We start from the raw sequence: 15,803 nt of genomic DNA on the forward strand, positions 1-15,803 counted from the left end.
CCCCGTGACACGGCGCCGGCGTCGGCACCGGCGTCACGGCTTGCGCGCGGTCGCCCATCGGTAGGTGAGCTCGGGCCGCCCCACCTGGCCGTACTGCGGGGCGCGCACGGCGCGGCCGATGTCGACCAGGTGCTCCAGATAGCGGCGGGCGGTGATCCGGGAGACGCCGACCTGCTGGGCGGCCGCACTCGCCGACAGGCCCCCCTCGGCATCGCGCAGCGCGGTGGTCACCGCCTCCAGCGTCGGACCGCTCAGGCCCTTGGGCAGCGCCGAGGCCTCGGGGCTGCGCAGTGCCGCCAGCGCGCGGTCCACCTCGTCCTGCCCGGAGGCCTCGCCGCCCGCCAGCTCGTCGCGGTAGCGCGCCCAGCGCTCCAGCCGGTCGCGCAGCGCCGGGAAGGGGAAGGGCTTGAGCAGGTACTGCACCACGCCCACCGAGACCGCCTGGCGCACCACCCCCAGGTCGCGGGCCGAGGTCACGGCCACCACGTCCGCGGTGTGCCCGGCCGCCCGCAGCTTGCGGACGACCTGCAGCCCGTGCCCGTCCGGCAGATTGAGGTCGAGCAGGATCAGGTCCACCTCGTGCCGTTCCAGTGCCCGCAGCGCCGCCCCGCCGGAGTGCGCGACGGCCGCGACCTCGAAGCCGGGCAGCCGCTCCACGTACAACCGGTGGGCGTCGGCCGCCACCGGGTCGTCCTCGACCACCAGTACCTTGATCATGTCCGCACCTCCCCGCGCAGCGGCAACCGCACGGTGAAGGACGCGCCGCCGCCCACCGCCCGCTCCAGGTCCACGCTGCCGCCCGCGCGCCGGGCGGTCTGCTCGACGAGCGCGAGCCCGAGGCCGTGCCCCTGGCTCTTGGTCGTCCAGCCGCGCCGGAAGACCTCGCGTACCGCGCCCGGGTCCACCCCGCGTCCGCTGTCGGTGACCCGCAGCGTCAACTCGCCCTCGCCGGTGCGGGCGGTGACCTCGACGTGCGGGGGCGCGGTCGTCTGCGCGGCGCCCTCGATGGCGGCGTCCAGGGCGTTGTCGATCAGGTTGCCCAGGATGGTGACAAGGTCCCGGGAGGTGAGCGAGGCCGGCAGCACCCCGTCGTCGATGCTGCTGTCCTCGGTGACCGTCAGCTCCACACCGCGCTCGTTCGCCTCGGCCGCCTTGCCCAGCAGCAGTGCGGCCAGCACCGGTTCCGCCACCGCCGCCACCACGCGGTCGGTCAGCGCCTGGGCCAGTTGCAGTTCGGCGGTCGCGAACTCCACCGCGTCCTGGGTGCGCCCCAGTTCGATCAGCGAGACGACGGTGTGCAGACGGTTGGAGGCCTCGTGAGCCTGCGAGCGCAGCGCCTCGGCGAAACCGCGTACGGAGTCGAGCTCACCGGTGAGCGACTGCAGGTCGGTGTGGTCCCGCAGGGTCACCACCGTGCCCCGGCGCTCCCCGCCGCGCACCGGCGAGGTGTTGACCACCACCACCCGCTCCGCGGTCAGGTGCACCTCGTCCACCCGCGGCTCGGCGGCCAGCAGCGCGCCGGTCAGCGAGGCGGGCAGCCCGAGGTCGGCGACGTACGAGCCCACCACGGCGCCGGGCAGGCCCAGCAGTTCGCGGGCGGCGTCGTTGCACAGGGCGACCCTGCGGCCGGCGTCCAGCAGGATCAGCCCCTCGCGTACCGCGTGCAGCGTCGCCTGGTGGTAGTCGTACATGCGGCTCAGCTCGTCCGCGGCCATGCCGTGCGTGTGCCGGCGCAGCCGGGCGTTGGCGAGGTAGGTGCCGAGGCCGCCGACGGCCAGCGCTGCCGCGGCGATCCCGATGAGCAGGGCCAGCTGGCCCCGCACCTGGTCGGTGATGGCCTCGACCGTGATGCCGACGCTGACCAGGCCGACGATCCGGGAGCCGTCCCGGATGGGGGTGACGACGCGCACGGACGCGCCGAGCGTGCCGGTGTAGGTCTCGGTGAAGGTGACGCCGCGCTGGGCGGGGCCTATGTTCCCGAGGAAGGGGCGGCCTATCTCGGCGGTGTCCGGGTGCGTCCAGCGGATGCCGTCCGGGCTCATGATGGTGATGAAGGACACCCCGGTGTCCAGGCGGACCCGCTCGGCGTACGGCTGGAGCGCGGCGCTGGGGTCCGTGCCGCGAATCGCGGCCGCGACCGAGGGGGCGTCGGCCACCGCCCGCGCCGCCGCCGTGACCCGGTCCCGCGCGGCGTCCTCCGCCCGTGCGGCGGCGTTGGCGTAGACGAGCACCGCGATGCCCGCGACCACCATGGCCACGATGACCACCTGCATCGCGAACAACTGGCCCGCCAGGCTGTGCGCACGGCGGCGCGGCCGGGGGCTGCGGAGGCGGGTCGGGAGCGGCATGCCCACCAGTGTGCACGGGTCCCGCGAACTCAATGAACGCAAACGTGACCTGGCTCACTGGGCGGGCGCATAGTCACCGGGACTTATCCAATCGCGGGCGTCCGGGACGGCGTCCGGCTGGACCGAGGAGACAAAGGTGTCAGTGCCGGTGCAGAGCCGCAGCCAGGGTCGCAGGGACCGTACCCACTACCTCTACATCGCGGTGGTCGTCGCCGCGATCGCGGGCGCCGTCCTCGGTCTTGCCGCCCCGGACGCGGCGGTCGAGTTGAAGCCGATCGGCACCGGCTTCGTCAACCTGATCAAGATGATGATCTCGCCGATCATCTTCTGCACGATCGTGCTCGGCGTCGGTTCGGTACGGAAGGCCGCGAAGGTCGGCAAGGTCGGCGGGCTCGCCCTCGGGTACTTCGTCGTCATGTCCTTCGTGGCGCTGGCCATCGGCCTCGTCGTCGGCAACATCCTCCAGCCCGGCGACGGGCTGCACCTGACCGACGCCCTGAAGGACGTGGGCCAGGCCCAGGCCAAGGACGCGCCGGCCGAGTCGCTGCCGGACTTCATCCTCTCGATCATCCCGGTCACCTTGATCTCGGCGTTCACCGAGGGCCAGGTGCTGCAGACCCTGCTGGTGGCGCTGCTCGTCGGCTTCGGCCTGCAGGCCATGGGCTCGGCGGGCGAGCCGGTGCTGCGCGGCATCGGACACATCCAGAAGCTGGTCTTCCGGGTCCTTTCCATGATCATGTGGGCCGCGCCGGTGGGTGCCTTCGGCGCCCTCGCGGCGGTGGTCGGCTCGGCGGGCGTGGACGCGCTCAAGGCGCTGGCCACGATCATGCTCGGCTTCTACGTGACCTGCCTGATCTTCGTGGTCGTCGTGCTCGGCCTGATCCTGCGGCTCGTGGCCGGGGTCAACCTCTTCCAGCTGCTGAAGTACCTCGGCCGGGAGTTCCTGCTGATCGTCTCGACCTCCTCGTCGGAGTCGGCGCTGCCCCGCCTCATCGCCAAGATGGAGCACCTCGGCGTCAGCCGCCCGGTCGTCGGCATCACCGTGCCGACCGGCTACTCCTTCAACCTCGACGGCACCATGATCTACCTGACCATGGCCTCGCTGTTCATCGCCGACTCGATGGGCCAGCCGCTCTCCATCGGCGAGCAGATCACCCTCCTGCTCTTCATGATGATCGCCTCCAAGGGCGCCGCCGGTGTCACCGGCGCGGGCCTGGCGACGCTGGCCGGCGCGCTCCAGTCCCACAAGCCGGCCCTCGTCGACGGGGTGGGCCTCATCGTCGGGATCGACCGCTTCATGAGCGAGGCGCGCGCCGTCACCAACTTCGCGGGCAACGCGGTCGCCACCGTCCTGATCGGCACCTGGACCAAGGAGTTCGACCGCGAGCGGGCCGAGCGCGTCTTCGCCGGAGAGCTGCCCTTCGACGAGACCACGCTCGTCGACGACGGCCACGGCGAGCCGCCGTCCGAGCCGGTGTCCACGGAGAAGGAGCCGGTGCCGGCGGCCTGACCCGCCGCCCCCCTCACGTCCCGCCGGGCCGCTCCCCCCGTCGCCCGGCGGGACCGGACGTTCCGTTCGTGGCGGTCCCGGCTCCCGGCAGGAGCCGGGACCGCCGGTGCGTGATGATCGCTCCATGACGACGCACACCGGCTACGCCTCCGCGTCTTTCGACACGTACGCCTCCAACACCGCGTTGTACGCCGACACCGCCCTGACCGAGGGCACCGACTGGGCCCGGCGCTTCCGCCGGCACGCCGCCGGCGACCCCGCCGCCCGGCCCGGCGACACCGTGGTCGTCGCCCCGCACGCCGGCGGCATCGAGGCCGGCACCTCCGAACTCTGCCTCGCCGTCGCCGGGTACCACCCCGCCGATCTCGCGCCCACCCCGCCGGGCGGCCCGGTGTACGACTACTGGATGTTCGAGGGCCTGCGCGTCACCGGAAACGCCGCCCTCCACGTCACCTCCACCCGCTGCGACGACCCGGTCGCCCGCGCGATGGCGGCGGGCAGCCTGCGGGTGCTGTCGCTGCACGGCTGCACGGCCCGGCAGGCGGGTCTGCCGGAGGGGGCCGGGGCCGTTCTCGTCGGCGGCGCGGACACCGCCTTCGCGGGCCAACTGACCGCCGCCCTCACCGATGCCGGTCTCCACGCCGTCGACGCGTCGGAGGTCGGGGAACTCGCGGGCCGCTCCCCGGCCAACATCTGCAACGGCACCCGGCGCGGCCGCGGCGCCCAACTGGAGATCACCGCCCCGCTGCGCACCGCGATGTTCGGCACGCACACCCGTGCCGGGCGGGGCGGCACCACGCGACCGGTCTTCTGGAGCCTCGTGGCCGCCGTGCGCGCGGCGATCGCGGCCGCGTCCTGAGGTCCCGCCGGCGTCACGCCCTCGGCGAACCGCCGTATCGCTACGCCCGGCCGCGGGCAGGCTGCCGGCATGCTGCAACGCGTCGCGGTCCTGGCCGACATCCACGGCAACCTGCCCGCCCTTGAGGCGGTGCTCGCCGAGCCCGATGTGCGGGACGCCGACCGCGTGGTCCTGGCCGGGGACCACGCGGCGGGACCGCTGCCGGGACCCACCCTGGAAAGGCTGCGGGCGCTGGGGGACCGGGCGGTGTGGATCGGCGGCAACGCGGACCGGGAGCTGGTGGAGCACCGGCGCGACGGCCGCGCGAGCGGCTACGAGGTGTCGGACTGGGCCGCGGCGGAACTGACGGACGATCATGTGTCGTGGCTGGCGCGGCTGCCGCTGACCGCGGAACTGGAGGTCGCGGAGGCGGGGCGCACGGTCTTCTGCCACGCCACCGTGCGCGACGACGAGGAGATCGTGCTGGTCGACTCGCGTGCCGCGCGCTGGGCCGAGGTCATGGCGGGCCTCGGCCCGGACGTGGAGACCGTGGTCTGCGGCCACACCCACATGCCCTACGTCCGGCTGGCATTCGGCCGCCTCGTCGTCAACCCGGGAAGCGTGGGCATGCCCTACGGGCGCCCTGGCGCCCACTGGGCCCTGCTCGGCGCGGGCGGCGTCCGGCTGCGGCGCACGGTGTACGACCGGGAGGCGGCGGCCGCGCGGATCGCCGGGGAGTCGGGCTTCGCCGGGGCCGCGCGGTGGGCCGAGGAGTACGTGCTCGGCACGTACTCCGCGGAGGAGGTCGTCGCTGCGTGGGGCCCGCGCGACGGGCGGCCGGAGTGAGGGGCACGCGGTCGTCGCCCGGCCTGGTCGGGCCGACGTCAGTCCCACCACCTCACGACGTACTGCCCGCGCCGCGCCGCCTCCGCACAGAACGCGCACAGCGCGCGAAACTGCCCGGTCAGGTACGCCTGCGGATCGCGGACCCCGTCGAGCCCGCGGACCCCCGGCCGCGGCGGCAGCACCGCCGGCCAGTCGATCGCGGCGAGCGCGTGCGCGACGGCGGCCACGCCCTCGGGGGCCAGGGCCGCAGGGGGAGGGCCGAAGATCCCGACGGCGTCCGGGTGGTCGAGGAAGGCCACGTCCACCTCCGGGTCGCCCGTCGTGGCCCGCCGGAGGGCCGCGAGCAGACGGCCGTCGAGTCCGGCGCGGCGGCAGGCGTCCTCCAGGGGGTGGGGCGCCCAGTCGAGATCGAGGACGTCCCCGGCGGGCGGAGCCCAGCCGGGGTCGCCGTCCGTCCGTCCGGACGCCGTCGCGCGGCAGTGGGCGAGGTCCGCGGCGTGCACACGGGCGAGGAGCCGGGTCGCGGCCATGAGGGGCCCCCGCACGGCCCAGTGGCCGGCTTGGCCGCCGCTGCGTTAGCGAACTGCTCCGGGGGATGGGTGCCTTGGGCTCCGGTCATGCGTCCGGGCATCGAGGGCCGGCAGCGGGTCCTGCCACCGGATTTCCGGGTCCGTACGGGCGTGAGCAGTGCCACAGGGCGATCGTTCAATCCTGTACTTCTTCTGTGCGACCATCGCTGTGGGGAGAGGAACCGGGGACCCGGACAGCACCCGGCCCCTCTCCCCTCGGCCGGGCCCGCGACTGCTCCCGACGGGTGGGTGTTCCCCCGCTTGGTGCAGGGTTCCGGGTGGATTTCGCGGTGTGCGCCGGGCGTGGCCGGGCTGCTCGGAGGGCCGGTGCGCGAGGCTCGTGCGCGGGTTCGCGGCATCGACCGGGACGCGCCGGAAGGCGGGGCCCGGGGGTGCGTGCGGCAGGGCGCGTGAACCGCTTCAGAAAGTTCGTCTCGGTTCTTGGATATGGCCAATTCCCGCTCCCTGTAAGGGAGATAATCACACAGCCCGGCGTTGGGGTGGGGCGTGCGCGCGTCCGCTGTGCCGCGCGTCTACTGCATGTGGCGTAAATCGTGCACTTGTGGTCGTTTCGCTCGCGCCCTTGTGGTCCGCTCGCTCGTTATGGGCGTGCTAAGTCGCCTCTGAAGGTCGCGCGCGTGTCGCGTGCTGCGTCGCGCCTTCGGGGGTCCGGGATGCGATGATTTTGGTGTATTTCGGACAATCGGCGTGCGCCCCAACGCACCTTTAGTCACCAAGGACCACTATGACTGCCAATCTCGCTGTGAAGGCCGACAATGGCGCCCCGGCCGGGCGTCCGCAGGTGCAGCGGAGGATCCCGCTGGCGGAGCTGGCGTCCCGCGGCAGCTCCGTGGCCTCGCCGGCCCTCGGTCGCGTGATGCCCGCCGCGGCCTCCGCCGGGAGCGTCCCGGTCGCGGCCTTCCAGTCGTTCAGCAGCAAGTAGCCGACCGACTCGGGGATTCCGCGCCGCAGTCATGGAGTCATCAGCGCCGACCAGGCCGTTGTCACAGTTTGTCCTGAAATTGCACAGCCGGTGCGATTTGGCATGCGACCACTGCTACGTCTACGAGCACGCGGACACGAGCTGGAAGCAACGGATCCGGGCGACTCCGGACGAGGTGTTCGACCGTGTGGCGGCACGGATCGCCGAGCATGCAGCGGCGCACCACCTGGACGCCGTCCAGGTGGTGTTCCACGGGGGAGAACCCCTCCTGGCCGGCCCGGCACGCATCCGCCGGGCCGCCGAGGCGTTACGCGGGGCGCTGGACGGCCGGTGCGCCCTGGAGCTCGGTATCCAGACCAACGCCGTCCTTCTGAACGAGCGATTTTGCGACATCTTCGATGAGTTCGGCATCTCGGTCGGCGTCTCCCTCGACGGCGGACGGGCCGAGAACGACCGCCACCGGCGGTTCGCGGACGGGCGGAGCAGCTACGACCGCGTGGTGAGATCGATCGGGCTGCTCCGTGAGCCGCGCTACCGCCATCTCTACGGCGGCCTGCTCTGCACGATCGACGTGGACAACGACCCCCTCGCGGTGTACGACGCACTCATGGCGCTGGAACCGCCCCGTATCGACTTCCTGTTGCCCCACGCCACGCACGACGTGCCGCCCGTACGCCCCGGCGGCGCCCCGGCGCCCTACGCGGACTGGCTGCTGACGATCCACCGGCGCTGGACCGCCCAGGGGCGCCCGGTGCCCGTGCGGGTCTTCGACTCCGTGCGCCGGATGCTGCGCGGCGGGAGCAGCCTGGTGGAGTCGATCGGCACCGATCCGGTCGACCTCGTCGTCATCGAGACGGACGGGACGTTCGAGCAGGCCGACTCGCTCAAGACCGCCTACGACGGGGCCCCGGCCACCGGCATGGACGTCTTCACGCACTCCCTGGACGAGGTGGCCGCCCATCCCGGGATCACCGCCCGGCGGCAGGGCAGAGCCGGACTGGCCGAGGAGTGCCGCCGGTGCCCGGTGGTCGACGTCTGCGGCGGGGGACTGTACGCGCATCGCTACCGCACCGGGAACGGATTCGCGAACCCGTCCGCGTACTGCGCCGACCTGATGGAGTTGATCCTCGGCATCCGCGACGCCGAGGACGAGGAAGTGGATCGGGAGATTTCGGTGACCACCGCGCCGGGGCAGCAGGACGGGTCCTCGCTGACCGAGGAACAGATCGACCAGCTGGCCGCCGGGTACGGCGACGCCGGCACGGTCGCGGCGCTCGCCGCCGAGCAGCTCGGGATCACCCGCGGCCTGCTCACCGCGGTCTGGGAACGCGCCCCGCGGGACGCCAGGACCGCCGCCGTGTGGCGGGTGCTCGCCGAGGTCGACGAGGCCGCGCCGGAGGCCGTGGACACCGTGCTGGCTCATCCGTACGTCCGGCCGTGGGCCCGGCACTGCCTGGAGACGGGCGGCGACGGGGGCGCGGACGTCGCGGGGCTCGCCGAGGTCGCGGCCGCCTCCCTGGTGCGGTCCGCGGGCCGGTACGGGGCGACGGTGCGGGTCCCCGTGCGCGACGGCGCGGTACGGCTCCCGGGTCTCGGCCGCGTGCTGGTCGGCGCCGCCGACGGTGAAGAGGCGGAAGTGGCCGCGGACGCCGGCGGATTCCGTGTGAGCGCCGCGGGCCGTACGCTCAGGATCGCCGCGCAGGGCCCCGCGGACGCGTGGTGGCACCCCGTACGCCGGGTCGGCCCGGCCGGCTGGACCGTGGCGCTGGAGGACACCGACCCCTACCGCGACGCCCATCAATGGCCGCCGGTGTCCCGGCAGGACGAGTCCGAGGTCAAGGCCTGGCACGAGGACCTGGTCGCTGCCTGGGACTTCCTCGGCGGCGAACTGCCCCGCTACGTCCCGGGGCTGGCCGCCGGGCTCGGGACCATCACCCCGTTGGTCCCGCCGGGCGACGGGAGCGACGTCAGCGGGGCCGCCCGGCAGGCGTTCGGCGCCGTCGGCATCGCACGGCCGGCGACGCCGGTCACGCTGGCCCTGCTGGTGGCCCATGAGTTCCAGCACGTGAAGCTCGGTGCCGTGCTGGACCTGATGGACCTGTTCGACCCGGACGACACCCGCCTGTTCCACGCGCCGTGGCGGCCCGACCCGCGTCCACTGGAGGGCCTGCTCCAGGGGACGTACGCACACATCGCCGTCGCCGAGTACTGGCGCGCTCTGGCCCGCCGGGGCGTCCCGGAGGCGGCCGCCCCCTTCGCCCGCTGGACCCGCGAGACGGCGGAGGCGGTCGACCGGCTCGCCGGCAGCGGATCGCTCACCCCGCTGGGCGAGCGCTTCGCGGCCCGGATGGCCGGCACCGTCGCCCCCTGGCTCTCCGAAGTGAACGGGGTCTGAGGTGCACACTCGCGAAAGCCTGACCCGGGACCTGCGCGCGCTGGGTGTCGGGGCGGGGGACGTGCTGCTGGTCCAGGGCTCCTTGAAGGCGGTCGGCGAGGTCGAGGGCGGCGGGCGCACCGTGGTCCAGGCGCTGCGGGCGGCGCTGGGCGACGCGGGCACCCTCGTGGCGTACGCGGCGACCCCGGAGAACTCCGTCACCTCCCGGGTGGACCGGCGGCGCACCGAGGGCATGAGCGATGCGGAACTGGCCGCGTACCGCGAGGCGATGGAGCCCTTCGACCCGCTGACCACCCCCGTGTCGCCCAGTGTGGGGCGGCTGGCCGAGGAGGTCCGGCTGCTGCCGGGCGCCCTGCGCAGCGCGCACCCGCACACCTCCTTCACCGCCTTCGGTCCGGCCGCGCGCTTCGTCACCGAGGGCCACGCGCTGGAGAGCCACCTGGGCGAGGACTCGCCCACCGCCCGGCTGTACGACCTGCGGGGCCGGGCCCTGCTCATCGGCGTGGACCTGTGGGTGTGCACGGCCTACCACCTCGCCGACTACCGCGCCGTCCCGCCGCCGGACCGCCCCTACCGGGCACTGGTGCGGGGCGCGGACGGCGGCAAGGAGTGGGTGACCTTCGAGGCACCCGACATCGACGACCGTCATTTCCCGGGACTCGTCCCGGTGGTGGCCCGCGGGTGCGCGGTGCTGAACGGCCCGTTCGGTGACGCGTCCTGCCATCTCGTGCCCATCGCCGACGCTGTGGATGTCATCGCCAAATGGTTGGTGAAGAACGGGCGTTGACCATCCGCGCGGAAAATTGATGGTCATGCGGTATTCCGCCGGAGAAACAGCGGTTCCTACACTGAGGTTCCCTCACGAGGGGCGCGGGACGGGGACCTGTAGGTCGGGCGGGGGAGATGGCGCATGGCATTACCCGTGGGGCAGGGAGACGCCTCGGACAAGCCCTATTTCTTCCTCAGCTATGCGCACACCCCGAGGAACGACCCCTCGGATCCCGACCCCGACCTGTGGGTCGCCAAGCTCTACAACGACCTGTGCGCGCACATCCTGCAGATGACGACGCTGCCCGCCGGAGTGAGGGCGGGCTTCATGGACCGGGGGATGAACGTCGGCGAGGGGTGGCCGGAATCGCTGGCCGAGGCGCTGGCGCACTGCAGGGTCTTCGTCCCGCTGTACTCCCCGCGCTACTTCCGCAGTCAGCAGTGCGGCAAGGAGTGGTACGCGTTCTCGCAGCGCGCCGTGTACCACCGGGCCGTGCACGAGGGCCCGATATCCGGCATCGTGCCCGCGCTGTGGGTGCCGGTGGCCGCGAACGACATGCCCGGCCCGGCCGAGGGGCTGCAGTTCAACCACGCGGATTTCGGTGAGGACTACGCCGCCGAGGGCTTCTACGGGCTGATCAAGCTCAGCTACCTCAAGCACGAGTACGAGCGGGCCGTCTACCGCCTGGCGCAGCGCATCGTGCAGGTGGTCGAGGAGACCAAGATCGCCAAAGGGCGGCACGTCGACTACCACCACGTCCCCAGCGCCTTCGGCCCCCCGGGCGCCAGCCGGCCGCTGCGCGTGACGGTGCTCGCCTGCTGCAGCTCCGAGGAACTGCCGGAGGGGCGCAGCGGCACCTGCTACGGCCCCTCGCCGCGCGACTGGAACCCGTACCACCCGCAGAGCAACCGGCCGCTGGCCGACCACGCGGCCGATCTGGCGCGCAACCTCGACTACCGGGTCACGGTGGGGGTGTTCGAGGAGGAGCTGGACCGCCTGCTGGACCCCACGCCCAGTGCCCCGGGACTGCTGCTGCTCGACCGCTGGGCCATGGACTCGCCCGACCGGCGGGAGATGCTGACCCGCTTCGGCAACGGGCACCGGCCCTGGATCAGCGTCCTCGTGCCCTGGAACAGGGCGGACCCGGAGTCCAACGGCCACGAGGAAGGGCTGCGCCGCATCGCCGACGCGGCCCTGGAACCGGGCCGGACGGACGGCCCGACCGGGCTGCGGTTCATCCGCAACAACATCCCGAGCCTGGAAGCCTTCAGCGACGACGTGCCCAAGGCCGTGGGACTCGCCGCCAAGCACTACGCCGCCCACGCCCCGGCGTTCCCGCCGCAGGGGCCGCGCACCGCCCGCCCCAGACTGCGTGGTCCGTCCGCCGGAGCGTACGGACCCGAACGCTCCTCCCCGTACGGCCCGTACGACGACCGCGGCACCACGGAACCCGACAAACCGGAGGGCCAGGATGACCGAGAGCCGTAACGGACGTGTGATCACGTTCTACTCGTACAAGGGCGGCACCGGACGGACCATGGCCCTGGCGAACACCGCCTGGATCCTCGCGGCCAACGGTCACCGGGTGCTGACCGTGGACTGGGACCTCGAAGCACCGGGGCTGTTCCGCTTCTTCCACCCCTTCCTGGACTCCTCGGCGCTGGCGGCCACCACCGGCATGATCGACCTGATCACCGAGTACCGGGAGGAGGCGCTGCGCGACGTACCGCGCCCACCCGACTGGCACCGCCAGTTCGCCCGGGTGCGCCCGCACGCCATCTCCCTCAACTGGGGCTTTCCCGAGGGCGGCAGCCTGGACTACCTGTCCGCGGGCCGCCAGGACCGCAACTACTCCACCGCCCTGACCGGCATCGACTGGGACGTCTTCTACGACCGCTTCGGCGGCGGCCAGTTCCTCGACGCCATGCGCGCGGACATGCGGCGGCACTACGACTACGTCCTCATCGACAGCCGTACCGGCCTCAGCGACATCGCCGACATCTGCACCGTGCACATGCCCGACGAGCTGGTGGTCTGCTTCACCCTCAGCGACCAGAGCATCTACGGCGCCGCCGCCGTCGCCCGCGACATCGAGGAGCGGTACAGCGGCCGCGGCATACGGATCTTCCCGGTGCCCATGCGCATCGACGACGGCGAGAAGGAGAAGGCCGACGCCGGACGGGCGCTGGCCCGCGCGCAGTTCGAGGGGCTCCCGGCCGGCCTGGGGGACGAGGAGCGCGTCGCCTACTGGGGGTCGGTGGAGATCCCGTACCGGCCCTTCTACGCCTACGAGGAGATCCTGGCGACGTTCGGGGACGCGCCCGGCCTGTCCAGTTCGATGCTGTCCGCCTGCGAGCGCCTGACCGCCATGGTCTCGGGCGGCGCCGTCACCTCGCTGCCCCCGCTCCCGGAGCCGGAACGGCTGCGGTGGGCGGCGGAGTTCACCCGGCGGCGACCCGTCCCGCCGTCCGGTCTGGTGCTGGCGTACGTGCCCGAGGACCGCATGTGGGCGGACTGGATCGAGTGGATCCTCACCCGGGCCGGCTTCCGGGTCGTGCCCTGGGACGTGGAGACCCACGCCGCCCCCACGGAACAGCCCGCGGGCGCCGGCGCCGGCTCCCGGACCCTCATCGTGCTCTCCGCCGCCTATCTGCGCTCCCGCCGGGCCATGCGGGTGTGGGAGTCGAACTCCGGCACCGACCCGTCGGGCCAGCAGCACCAGCTGCTGCCGATCCGGGTCGGCGACGTGCGCCCCGGCCCGCCGCTGGCGCAGCGCAGTCCGGTGAGCCTGGTCCGGCTCGACCACTTAGCGGCCGCCACCACGCTGCTGCGCGCCCTCGGGCGCGACGAGACGGACCTCAACCAGGCGTCGATGGCGGGCGGCCCGCGCTACCCGGTCGGCGACCCCAAGGTGTCCAACCTCCGGCCCCGCAACACCTTCTTCACCGGCCGCTCCACCGTCCTGGACCGGCTGCGCGACCGCCTGGGCGGCGGCAACCCCTCCGTCCAGCCCTTCCCGCAGACGCTCCACGGGCTGGGCGGCGTCGGCAAGACCCAGGTGGCGCTGGAGTACGCGCACCGCTTCAAGGCCGACTACGACCTCGTGTGGTGGATCGAGGCGGAGCAGGAGGACCGGATCGCGCCCTCCCTCGCGGAGCTCGCCCGCCGCCTGGAGCTGAGGGTCGGCGACAGCGTCTCCGAGGCCGCAGAGGCGGCCCGCGAGGAGCTGATGACCGGCACCCGCTTCTCGCGCTGGCTCCTGGTGTTCGACAACGTCGAGGACCCCGAGCGGGTGCGCCGGTACTTCCCCGGAGGACGCGGCCACATCGTGGTCACCGCCCGGAACAAGCCGCCGACCGGACCGACCGAGCCCCTGGAGATCGAGGTCTTCAACCGGGCGGAGAGCGTGGAGCACCTGCGCCGCCGGGTCGGCGGCATGAGCCGTGAGGACGCCGCGCAGGTGGCCGAGGCGGTCGGGGACCTGCCCCTGGCGGTCGAGGTGGCCGCCGCATGGCTCGCCGAGACCGCCACCCCGGTGGACGTCTATGTGCAGCAGCTCAAGGAGCAGACCACCAAGGCGCTGTCGGTCACCACTGCCGCCGGCTACCCGCGGGAGGTCGGGGCGACCTGGAGCATCTCCATCAGCCGGCTGCGCAACCAGTCCAAGGCGGCCGTCCGGCTGCTGGAGCTGTGCGCGTTCTTCGCGGCCGAGCCGATCTCGATGACCCTCATCGAGAGCGACTCCATGATCCAGGCGCTGCTCCCGTACGACCCCCAGCTGCGTGACCGCTACATGCTCGGCAAGGTCATCCAGGCGGTCAACCGCTTCGCGCTGGCGAAGGTCGACCCCGCGGACAGCAGCATCCAGGTGCACCGGCTGGTGCAGGCGGCCGTGCGCTCGGAGATGTCCGAGGACGACCAGCAGGAGACCATGCACGAGGTGCACCGCATCCTCGCCGAGGCCCGGCCGCCCGAGGACGCCATCAACGACCCCGCGAACTGGCCCGGGTTCGAGCTGATCTGGCCGCACCTCGCCCCGTCGCAGGCCGAGGACTGCCGCGAGGAGAAACCGCGGCAGCTGCTGGTCAACCGCGTCCGCTACCTGTGGAAGAGCGGCGCGCTGGAGCAGGCCCGGATCCTGGCCGAGCAGTTGCTGCACAACTGGAAGCAGTCCCTGGGCGAGGACGACCTGCAGACCCTCAACCTGCAGTTCGAGCTCGCCAACGTGCTCCGCTCCCAGGGCAGGTACCAGGAGGCACGGCAGTACGACGAGGACACCCTCGCCCGGCAGACCGCCCTGCTGCCGGCCGGCCACCCCCACACCCTGATCACCGGCGGCAGCCTCGCCGCGGACCTGCGGGCGCTCGGCCGCTTCCAGGAGGCCCGGGAACGCGACGAGCAGATCTACGCGGGCTTCAAGGACATCTTCGGCGAGCAGCACCCGCGTTCGCTCGTCGCGGCCAACAACCTCGCCATCGACTACCGGCTCACCGGGGACTCCGAACTCGCCCGGCGGCTGGACCAGGAGACCGTCGACCGGCGCAGCCCGATGCTCGGCGACCGCCACCCGTACACCCTGTCGACCAAGGCCAACCTCGCCCGCGACCTGCGGGAGATCGGCGACTACACCGGCTCGGTCGCCATGCTCGAAGAGGTGATGGACGTCTTCCAGGACGTCCTCAACCCCGATGTGCCCGAGACGCTGCGCAATGCCAAGAGCCTCGCGGTCTCGCTGCGCAAGGCCGGCCGCGCCGCCGAGTCGATGCGGCTCACCCAGGTGACCTACGACCGCTACCTGGAGCGGTACGGCCCCGACGTGCCGGACACACTCGCCTGCGCGCTCAACCTCGCCGCCGAGTACTCGGCGGCCGGCGACAAGGGGAAGGCCCGCGACCTGGCGCTGGACGCGCTGTCGTCCTACCGGCGGCTGCTCGGCGACGACCACCCGTTCACCCTGGCCTGCCGCAACAACCTGGCCATCTACCTGCGCGGCAGCGGCGACGCCGCGGAGGCCGTCGCGGTCGGCACCGACACCCTGGCCCGGCTGGAGCGCGCGGTCGGCCCCCGCCACCCGTACACCCTGAACTGCATGATCAACCTGGGCAACGCGCAGGGCGAGCTCGGTGAGACCGACCGCGCGGTGACCCTGCTGGAGACCGCCCTGCGCGGACTCACCGAGCGGTACGGTCCCGAGCACCCGGACGCCCTGGCCTGCGAGATCAACCTGGCCTACGCGCTGCGGCAGTCCGGCCGGCACGCCCAGGCCCAGCAGATCCGCGGCAAGGTGCTGCCCGAGTGCGTACGGCTGCTGGGCGAGGAGCACCCCCTCAGCCGGGCCGCCCGCGAGTGGTTCCGGGTCAACCGGGACCTGGAGCCGCAGCCGGTGTGAACGCGGCGGCGGGGGGGGGGGGGGGGGCGCGGCGGCCCCCCCCCCCCCCCCCCCCCGGCGCCCCCCCCCCCCCCCCCCCCCCCCCCCCCCCCCTCCGGCGTTGTGCGGGATCAGGTGTGCGGCACGGTGCTGCCGTCGGAGAGGTCCACGACCTTCCGGTCGCCGAGCGGCCGGTCCAGGGAGACCGTGCGGGTGA

General features: G+C 73.0%; 11 protein-coding genes. 8 read left to right on the plus strand and 3 right to left on the minus strand.

Annotation, left to right across the window (positions count from 1 at the left end):
- Nucleotides 1-33 precede the first annotated feature (33 nt).
- Complete coding sequence (locus ACIP98_RS20265) at nt 34-717, minus strand: response regulator (RefSeq protein WP_319659914.1); 684 nt, start codon at nt 715-717, stop codon at nt 34-36.
- Nucleotides 714-2,348 (minus strand): sensor histidine kinase, encoded by a 1,635-nt coding sequence (locus tag ACIP98_RS20270; protein ID WP_319659913.1) that lies wholly within the window; start codon nt 2,346-2,348, stop codon nt 714-716. Before ACIP98_RS20270 ends, ACIP98_RS20265 begins: the two co-directional genes overlap by 4 nt.
- A gap of 142 nt (nt 2,349-2,490) precedes the next feature.
- Here ACIP98_RS20270 and ACIP98_RS20275 point away from each other — a divergent pair, with 142 nt between their 5' ends.
- The 3 genes from ACIP98_RS20275 to ACIP98_RS20285 all read left to right on the plus strand — a co-directional run bounded on the left by ACIP98_RS20275 (nt 2,491) and on the right by ACIP98_RS20285 (nt 5,542).
- On the plus strand, nt 2,491-3,858 hold the full coding sequence (locus ACIP98_RS20275) for a cation:dicarboxylate symporter family transporter (protein ID WP_401977150.1): 1,368 nt from the start codon (nt 2,491-2,493) through the stop codon (nt 3,856-3,858).
- Between the two features lie 124 nt (nt 3,859-3,982).
- Nucleotides 3,983-4,717 carry a poly-gamma-glutamate hydrolase family protein gene (locus ACIP98_RS20280; protein WP_319659912.1) on the plus strand — a complete coding sequence of 245 codons (735 nt, stop codon included), beginning with the start codon at nt 3,983-3,985 and terminating at the stop codon, nt 4,715-4,717.
- A gap of 69 nt (nt 4,718-4,786) precedes the next feature.
- On the plus strand, nt 4,787-5,542 hold the full coding sequence (locus ACIP98_RS20285; RefSeq protein WP_319659911.1) for a metallophosphoesterase family protein: 756 nt from the start codon (nt 4,787-4,789) through the stop codon (nt 5,540-5,542).
- 38 nt (nt 5,543-5,580) lie between these two features.
- Here the strand turns inward: ACIP98_RS20285 and ACIP98_RS20290 are convergent, their stop codons facing one another.
- Nucleotides 5,581-6,072, minus strand: coding sequence for a DUF1877 domain-containing protein (locus ACIP98_RS20290; protein ID WP_401977128.1), 492 nt, complete (start codon nt 6,070-6,072; stop codon nt 5,581-5,583).
- A 784-nt stretch (nt 6,073-6,856) separates the two neighbouring features.
- On the opposite strand from ACIP98_RS20290, the gene fxsA reads away from it, so the two are divergent.
- The 5 genes from fxsA (at nt 6,857) to fxsT (ending at nt 15,607) form a co-directional block, all read left to right on the plus strand.
- Nucleotides 6,857-7,054, plus strand: a complete 198-nt coding sequence (gene fxsA / locus ACIP98_RS20295) for an FxSxx-COOH cyclophane-containing RiPP peptide (RefSeq protein ID WP_319659908.1) — start codon at nt 6,857-6,859, stop codon at nt 7,052-7,054.
- A 31-nt stretch (nt 7,055-7,085) separates the two neighbouring features.
- On the plus strand, nt 7,086-9,449 hold the full coding sequence (locus ACIP98_RS20300; protein WP_401977130.1) for an FxsB family cyclophane-forming radical SAM/SPASM peptide maturase: 2,364 nt from the start codon (nt 7,086-7,088) through the stop codon (nt 9,447-9,449).
- A 1-nt stretch (nt 9,450) separates the two neighbouring features.
- Nucleotides 9,451-10,236: an aminoglycoside N(3)-acetyltransferase gene (locus tag ACIP98_RS20305; protein ID WP_401977131.1), complete on the plus strand. Its 786-nt coding sequence runs from the start codon at nt 9,451-9,453 to the stop codon at nt 10,234-10,236.
- 123 nt (nt 10,237-10,359) lie between these two features.
- Nucleotides 10,360-11,706: a TIR-like protein FxsC gene (locus ACIP98_RS20310; RefSeq protein ID WP_319659905.1), complete on the plus strand. Its 1,347-nt coding sequence runs from the start codon at nt 10,360-10,362 to the stop codon at nt 11,704-11,706.
- Nucleotides 11,690-15,607, plus strand: a complete 3,918-nt coding sequence (gene fxsT, locus ACIP98_RS20315) for an FxSxx-COOH system tetratricopeptide repeat protein (protein ID WP_319659904.1) — start codon at nt 11,690-11,692, stop codon at nt 15,605-15,607. The genes ACIP98_RS20310 and fxsT overlap by 17 nt, the downstream gene beginning before the upstream one ends.
- Nucleotides 15,608-15,803 lie beyond the last annotated feature (196 nt).

The organism is Streptomyces sp. NPDC088354 (assembly GCF_044753585.1).
Taxonomy (GTDB): domain Bacteria; phylum Actinomycetota; class Actinomycetes; order Streptomycetales; family Streptomycetaceae; genus Actinacidiphila.

Bases quoted from the DNA above. Each gene is read 5' to 3' on its own strand.
- ACIP98_RS20265 (WP_319659914.1), bottom strand. From the start codon at position 717: ATGATCAAGGTACTGGTGGTCGAGGACGACCCGGTGGCGGCCGACGCC.
- ACIP98_RS20270 (WP_319659913.1), bottom strand. From the start codon at position 2,348: ATGCCGCTCCCGACCCGCCTCCGCAGCCCCCGGCCGCGCCGCCGTGCG.
- ACIP98_RS20280 (WP_319659912.1), top strand. From the start codon at position 3,983: ATGACGACGCACACCGGCTACGCCTCCGCGTCTTTCGACACGTACGCC.
- ACIP98_RS20285 (WP_319659911.1), top strand. From the start codon at position 4,787: ATGCTGCAACGCGTCGCGGTCCTGGCCGACATCCACGGCAACCTGCCC.
- ACIP98_RS20290 (WP_401977128.1), bottom strand. From the start codon at position 6,072: ATGGCCGCGACCCGGCTCCTCGCCCGTGTGCACGCCGCGGACCTCGCC.
- fxsA (WP_319659908.1), top strand. From the start codon at position 6,857: ATGACTGCCAATCTCGCTGTGAAGGCCGACAATGGCGCCCCGGCCGGG.
- ACIP98_RS20300 (WP_401977130.1), top strand. From the start codon at position 7,086: ATGGAGTCATCAGCGCCGACCAGGCCGTTGTCACAGTTTGTCCTGAAA.
- ACIP98_RS20310 (WP_319659905.1), top strand. From the start codon at position 10,360: ATGGCATTACCCGTGGGGCAGGGAGACGCCTCGGACAAGCCCTATTTC.
- fxsT (WP_319659904.1), top strand. From the start codon at position 11,690: ATGACCGAGAGCCGTAACGGACGTGTGATCACGTTCTACTCGTACAAG.